Genomic DNA, 7,107 nt, shown 5'->3' on the forward strand with positions numbered 1-7,107 from the left:
TTGTTTGCATGATGTCACCCCCTGTGAAATTCCTTGCATAGTATATAGTATTAAATTTGAAGAGGATTTGTACCAGTTTAGGATTGTTAATTATATTACTTAATGAAGCAAAATAATTTACGTAATTTGTTCTAACCTTAGATAATATCGTTTATAGCTAGAGGATAAGATGTTTATTAAATAGAATAAATTATGAAGTTGATAATTTATAAATAGTTATCAGTAATAAAGGAGGAGTGAATATTGAATAGTAGCTTTTATAAGTATGCCATTGACTCATCTTATGATGGAATATTAATTACAGACGGAGAAGGAAATATAATATATGTAAATTCACAGTATGAAGATATTACAGGTTTAAAAAAAGATGATATTATAAATAAGAATCTTTTAACTCTTTTAAATAATGGAATTATAAATAAAGCAATATCTTTAGAAGTTTTAAAGAATGGAAAGTCCATTTCTACAACACATAGATATATAACTGGAAAGTCAGCTATTAGTTCTGCAAAGCCTATTTTTGATAATAACAGAAAAATAATAGGAGTCATAAATAATACTAGAGATATTGAAGATCTGGAAAAGTTAAAAGAAGAGATTAAGGAATATATTGATAAAGAAAAAAAAGCAAATCAAAAGATAAGAAATTTAAAAAACTTAATAAATAAAAGTGAAGATTATATATTTACAAGTAAAGCAATGAAAAATACAGAAAATCTTGCTTCTAAAGTAGCAATGTTTGATTCAACAGTTATGATATATGGTGAGTCAGGTACAGGAAAAGAAGTATTAAGTAAGTATATTCATAGCCAAAGTTTAAGAAAAGATAATATATTTATAAAAGTAAACTGTGCAGCAATACCAAAGGAATTATTTGAATCAGAACTCTTTGGATATGAGAAAGGAGCTTTTACAGGAGCTTCTACTAATGGTAAAGTAGGATTTTTTGAACTTGCAAATGGCGGTACTTTATTTCTTGATGAGATAGGAGAATTAGAATTACCAGTACAATCAAAATTACTTCGTGCTCTTCAAGAAAAAGAAATCACTAGAATCGGTGGAAAAAATAGTATTAAACTTGATATAAGAGTCATTGCAGCTACAAATAGAAACTTGGAACAGGAAGTTAAAAACAAAACATTTAGACAAGACCTTTACTTTAGACTTAATGTTTTTCCAATTATAATACCTCCTCTTAGAGAAAGGCATGAAGAAATAGACGTATTTATAAAATATTTTATTAAAAAGCTTAACAACAAGTATAAGGTAAATAAAGAGATATCTAAAGAAGCTATGGATTATCTTTTAAGATATGATTATCCTGGAAATGTTAGAGAACTTGAAAATTTAGTGGAATATCTATTTATTTTAAGTGAAAAGACAATAGAAGTGGAAATGATACCTGGAAAAATTTTATCACAAATAATGATTTCTGATTATAAAAGTGGTAGCTTTCTTATAAAGAAAGAAAAACTAAATCATCTTATGGGATTATATGAAAAAACAATACTAGAAGATACAATTTCAAAATATCACACCTTAGAAGAAGCCTCAGAAGTTTTGGGAATACACTACTCTACATTATCAAGAAAAATGAATAAGTATAAATTAAAATTTACATAAAATGAAAAATATAAAAAATTATATTCTATATAAACTTTGGATAAATTTATATTTTATTTGCAAAAATGCAAAAAAAGATTTCCTTTTGCAATTATAATAAAACTACAATATTAATGAATAAGAGGCAATATAGTTTAATTCATTTGCAAAATTGCAAACGAATTATTATCCTATAACAGAAAAATAGCTTTATAGCTTAGTTTTCAACCTTATTTATTTTTGGCATGAACCTTGCTATATATAAGGACAAAGGAAAATTCCTTAAAATAAACAGGGGGGAATATTTTATTATGAAGAATAAGGATTTTAAATTTGTTGATAATTATCAATTTGATGAGGAACTATTAAGAAAGGCATTTGATGAAGCTAGGGAAGTTTACAAAGAAAGAGGATTCATGAGAAAGATGGGTTATGGTAAAGCACCAGCTATAACAACTGTAGATATGGCTAAGGCTTGGATGAGCGAAGGTCACCCATTCACTTGTGACAAAGCTGAAGAAGTTTGTGCAGAATCTCTTAAAGTTTTAGATGCTGGAAGAAAAGCTGGAGTACCAATATTTCATACTACAACTGGATATGTTGGAGATGCACAATGGGATCTTCCAAGATGGGATGAAAAAATACCTATGAGTGCTCTTGATATTAATTCTGAATGGATGGAAATAGATCCTAAATTAAAACCAAGACCAGAAGAGCCAGTTATACATAAAAAATATGCATCTAACTTCTTTGGAACTCATTTAGCTCAAACACTTAATTATTTAGGTGTAGATACTTTAATAGTAATGGGAGCTACTTCTTGTGCATGTGTTAGACATACTGTAATGGATTCTACTGGATACGGATTTAAAACTATAGTTCCAAGAGGAACTGTTGGGGATAGAGTTCCTGGAGTTATTGAGTGGAATTTATTTGATATGGAAGCTAAATTCTGTGATGTTGTTTCTGTTGAGGAAGTTGTTGAGTACTTAGAAGGAATAGACTCAAGTGTATATACTAAAGCAGCTAGAAAGTCTGACAATAAATAGAATTAAAAGTAAATAACAAATAATTTACTAACATAGGAGGCCATAATATAAAGTGCCTCCTTTTCAAATTTTAGAAACGGGATGAGAACTTGCCAAGTGATCTAAGTAATTTTTAAATAGGAGGTATGTGTATGGGTATAATTATTAAAAATGGTACAATTTTATCAGCTAATGACGAATTTGTTTCAGATATATTTATAGAAGAAAAAATTATAGAAATTGGTCTAAACTTATGTGAGGACGGTCATGAGGTAATAGATGCTACTGGTAAATATGTAATTCCAGGTGGAGTAGATGAACACGTTCATATGGGGTCTTTTGCTACACTTTCTTTTGAAACATCTCATGCTGCACTTGTAGGTGGAACAACTACTATAGTTGACTTTGCTCCTCAAATTAAAGGTAGGGGTATAATTGAATCTATTGATATACAAAATAAAGAATTTGCAGAGGGAAAATCATCATCTGACTATTCATTCCATGGAATGGTTATGGATACAAATGAAAGCTTACTAGATGAAATTCCTAAGATGGTTGATGCAGGTATTACAACTCTTAAATTTTTTATGGCATATAAGTACACTCCTTTTATGGTACCAGATGACTTAATTTTTAAAGGTATGCAAATAGCTAAGGATTATGGAATAACTATTATGGTCCACGCTGAAAATGGAGATATGGTATATACTCTTCAAAATCAGTTATTATCTGAAGGTAAAACTGAACCAGTTTATCATGCATATTCAAGACCTCCTATTGTTGAAGATGAAGCTACACAAAGAGCTATTTATCTATCAGAACTTGCTGGATGCCCTTTATTTGTAGTTCATGTTTCATCAAAAGGAGCGATGGAGCATATTAAAGTTGCTAATGAAAAAGGATTACCAGTATATGGAGAAACTTGTACTCATTATCTAACTCTAAATCAATCCTTTTTAGAAAAACCAAACTTTGAAGGCGCTAAATATGTATGCTCACCAGCACTTAGAACAGATGAACATATTGATGCTATGTGGGATGCAATAAAAAACAACTACTTGCTTGCTGTAGGTTCAGATCATGCAGCTGTTAAAGGCGGATTTGAAAAGAAAAAAGATGGACTTAATAATTTTGCAAAAATTCCTAATGGTTGTCCTAGTGTACAAGATAGAATGGTTATGCTTTGGACTCAAGGTGTTGAAAAAGGAAAAATTTCAAAACAAAGATTTGTAGATATATTTGCAACTAAACCTGCAAAAATAGTAGGATTATATCCTCAAAAAGGAGCTATACTTCCAGGTTCAGATGCAGATATTGTAATATATGATCCTTCTTATAGAGGAACTATTACACATGCAGATAGTTATGAAGGAACAGATTATGCAGCTTTTGAAGGATTTGAAAGATATGGTATAGCTGATAAAGTATTTTTACGTGGTAGCCTTGTAGCACAAAGAGGAAAATTTGTAGGTAGAAAAGGTAAGGGAAAATACATTAAACCAAAGCCATATGCACTATGTTATGAAGGATTTAAGGTGAAAGATTAATACCTAAAAATAGCAAAAAGATATCATATAAACAAAAGGGGGTATTTTAATGAAGTTAGAATTAGGTAAAATATTCATAAATGATGTACAATTTGGAACAGAAACTAAGGTAGTAGAATCAACTCTGTATGTAAATAAAGATGAAGTTGAGAGATTAGTATTAGAAGATGAACGAATAAAAGAAGTTAAAGTTGAGTTAGCTAGACCGGGTGAGTCAATTAGAATTGCTCCAGTAAAAGATGTTATAGAGCCAAGAGTTAAAGTAGATTCTGAAGGTGGAATATTTCCAGGGATTATAAGTAAAGTTAAAACAGTAGGAGAGGGAAGAACTCATGCATTAGTTGGAGCTTGTGTAGTAACTTGCGGTAGTATAGTAGGCTTTCAAGAAGGTATAATTGACATGAGCGGACCAACTGCAAAGTATACACCATTTTCAAATACAAACAATATTTGTGTTGTAGTAGAACCTAAGGAAAATTTAGAAACTCATAGCTATGAGGCAGCTGCAAGAATAGCAGGTCTTAAAGTTGCTACATATATAGGGCAGGCAGGTAAAGGAGTAGAGCCAGATGAAATAGTAACATACGAAACAAAACCATTAGCAAAGCAGATAAAAGAATACGAAAATCTTCCTACAGTAGCTTATGTTCACATGTTACAATCTCAAGGGCTTTTACATGATACTTACTACTATGGAGTAGATGTTAAGCAAATGGTTCCTACATTTATGTATCCAACAGAAATAATGGACGGAGCTATAATATCAGGAAATTGTGTTGCACCTTGTGATAAGGTAACTACTTTCCATCACTTAAACAACCCAGTTATAGAAGACTTATACAAAAGACATGGAAAAGATTTAAACTTTGTAGGAGTTATATTAACTAATGAAAATGTGTTCTTAATGGATAAAGAAAGAAGTTCTGACATGGTTGCAAAGTTAGCTGAATACTTAGGTGTAGATGGAATTATCATAACAGAAGAAGGATATGGAAATCCAGATACAGACTTAATGATGAACTGTAAAAAGTGTACTAATGCAGGTTGTGATGTTGTATTAATAACAGATGAGTTCCCTGGAAAAGATGGAAAGAGTCAATCAGTAGCAGATGCAACTAAAGAAGCTGATGCATTAGTATCTTGTGGTCAAGGTAATTTAGTAGTACATTTCCCAGCTATGGATAAAGTAATAGGTACTTTAGAGTATGTAGAGATGATGATAGGTGGATATAAAGGTTGTATTGAAGAAGATGGAAGTATGTATGCAGAGATTCAAATAATCATAGCTTCTACCATAGCAAATGGATACAACCACCTAGCAGCTAGATACTATTAATATTAAAAATAGGGGGGAATTTTATGAGTAAATTAAGAGTAGTTCACTATATAAACAATTTCTTTGCGGGAATTGGAGGAGAAGAAAAAGCTGATATAAAACCTGAAAAAAGAGTCGGAGTAGTAGGTCCTGGAATAGCTCTTCAAAAGTCATTAGGTGAGGAAGCTGAAATAGTAGCAACTGTAATCTGTGGAGACTCATATTTTGGAGAAAATATTGAAGAAGCTAGTAACGTATTATTGGAAATGATAAAAGAGGAAAGACCAGACTTATTTATAGCAGGACCAGCTTTTAATGCAGGTAGATACGGAGTTGCTTGTGGTAGTATATGTAAAAAAGTTGAAGAAGAATTAAATATACCTGTAGTTACAGGTATGTATGTTGAAAATCCAGGCGCTGATATGTTTAAGATTGACTTATATATAGTATCAACTAAAAATTCAGCAGCAGATTTAAGAAAATCTATTCCTAAAATGGCAAGTATTGGTATAAAGTTAGCAAAAGGCGAAGAAGTAGGGCCACCAGAGGTTGAAGGTTATATTCAAAGAGGAATAAGAATTAACTACTTCCATGAACTAAGGGGTTCTGAAAGAGCAGTAGAAATGTTAGTTAGAAAAATGAATAAACAAAACTATATAACAGAGTATCCTATGCCAGAGTTTGATAGAGTTGATCCTGCTAAAGCAATAGCTGATATATCAAAAGTAAAGGTTGCATTAGTTACATCAGGAGGTATAGTTCCAATTGATAATCCAGATAGAATAGAATCTTCAAGTGCTACAAAGTATGGTATATATGATTTAACAGGAATGGACTCTATGTCAAAAGATGATTTCACAACAATACATGGAGGATATGATAGAGCTTATGTGCTAGAAAACCCTAACTTAGTAGTTCCACTTGATGTTTTAAGAGAGTTAGAAAAAGAAGGTGTAATAGGAGAGTTAGCTAACTATTTTGTAACTACAACAGGTACGGGAACAAGTGTTGGAAATGCTAAAAGTTTTGGAGAAGATTTTGCTAAGAAATTAGTAGCAGATGGTGTTAAAGCTGTTATACTTACTTCTACGTGAGGTACTTGTACACGTTGCGGTGCAACGATGGTAAAAGAAATAGAAAGGGCAGGAATTGCTGTAGTTCACATATGTACAGTAGTACCAATATCTTTAACGATAGGTGCAAATAGAATAGTGCCAGCAATAGGTATACCATATCCACTAGGGAATCCAACTTTAAGTGATGTAGATAGCAAGAAAATAAGAAGAAATTTGGTATTAAGGGGATTAAAAGCACTCCAAACAGAAATAAATAATCAAACAGTATTTGAATCTAATTAAAATAATAATCAATATAAGCCCTAAGTCGTGGATATTGACTTAGGGCTTATATTGATTATTATAAAAATATCTCGAATATACTTTTTCAGAATTTGAATCACAATAAGAGCAACTCTTTGTCAGTTAATCCTGATAATTCCTTAAGATACATATTTCTAAATTCCCATAATCCATAAGTTATTCTCCCTCTTTAAGAGAGAAGTTGATGTCTCTTAGCACTTCTACTTCGCCTTCTTTACTGTAGAAGTTTTTGGTAA

The 7,107-nt window shown here is 31.2% G+C and carries 5 protein-coding genes; all 5 read left to right on the forward strand.

The genetic code is table 11. From position 1 onward, the window contains the following. Positions 1–243 precede the first annotated feature (243 nt). Positions 244–1,623, forward strand: coding sequence for a sigma-54 interaction domain-containing protein (locus CHL78_RS19145; protein WP_094369489.1), 1,380 nt, complete (start codon positions 244–246; stop codon positions 1,621–1,623). Positions 1,624–1,913: 290 nt separating this feature from the next. Next, a complete protein-coding gene (locus CHL78_RS19150) occupies positions 1,914–2,651 on the forward strand; it encodes an isochorismatase family protein (RefSeq protein ID WP_094369490.1) in 738 nt (245 codons plus the stop codon). Positions 2,652–2,782: 131 nt separating this feature from the next. Beyond that, the gene (gene hydA / locus CHL78_RS19155) at positions 2,783–4,177 is read left to right on the forward strand and encodes a dihydropyrimidinase (protein ID WP_094369491.1); all 1,395 of its coding nucleotides are present in this window, start codon (positions 2,783–2,785) and stop codon (positions 4,175–4,177) included. Between the two features lie 49 nt (positions 4,178–4,226). Next, complete coding sequence (gene grdG, locus CHL78_RS19160) at positions 4,227–5,513, forward strand: sarcosine reductase complex component B subunit alpha (RefSeq protein WP_094369492.1); 1,287 nt, start codon at positions 4,227–4,229, stop codon at positions 5,511–5,513. Between the two features lie 23 nt (positions 5,514–5,536). Beyond that, a complete protein-coding gene (gene grdF / locus CHL78_RS19165) occupies positions 5,537–6,850 on the forward strand; it encodes a sarcosine reductase complex component B subunit beta (protein ID WP_094369493.1) in 1,314 nt (437 codons plus the stop codon). Positions 6,851–7,107 lie beyond the last annotated feature (257 nt).

Origin of the sequence: Romboutsia weinsteinii, assembly GCF_002250835.2 — a bacterium.
GTDB classification, from domain to species: Bacteria; Bacillota; Clostridia; order Peptostreptococcales; family Peptostreptococcaceae; genus Romboutsia_A; species Romboutsia_A weinsteinii.

What these genes read in the sequence shown, in the direction of transcription:
- CHL78_RS19150 (WP_094369490.1), top strand. Translation starts at nt 1,914, where the DNA reads ATGAAGAATAAGGATTTTAAATTTGTTGATAATTATCAATTTGATGAG.
- hydA (WP_094369491.1), top strand. Translation starts at nt 2,783, where the DNA reads ATGGGTATAATTATTAAAAATGGTACAATTTTATCAGCTAATGACGAA.
- grdG (WP_094369492.1), top strand. Translation starts at nt 4,227, where the DNA reads ATGAAGTTAGAATTAGGTAAAATATTCATAAATGATGTACAATTTGGA.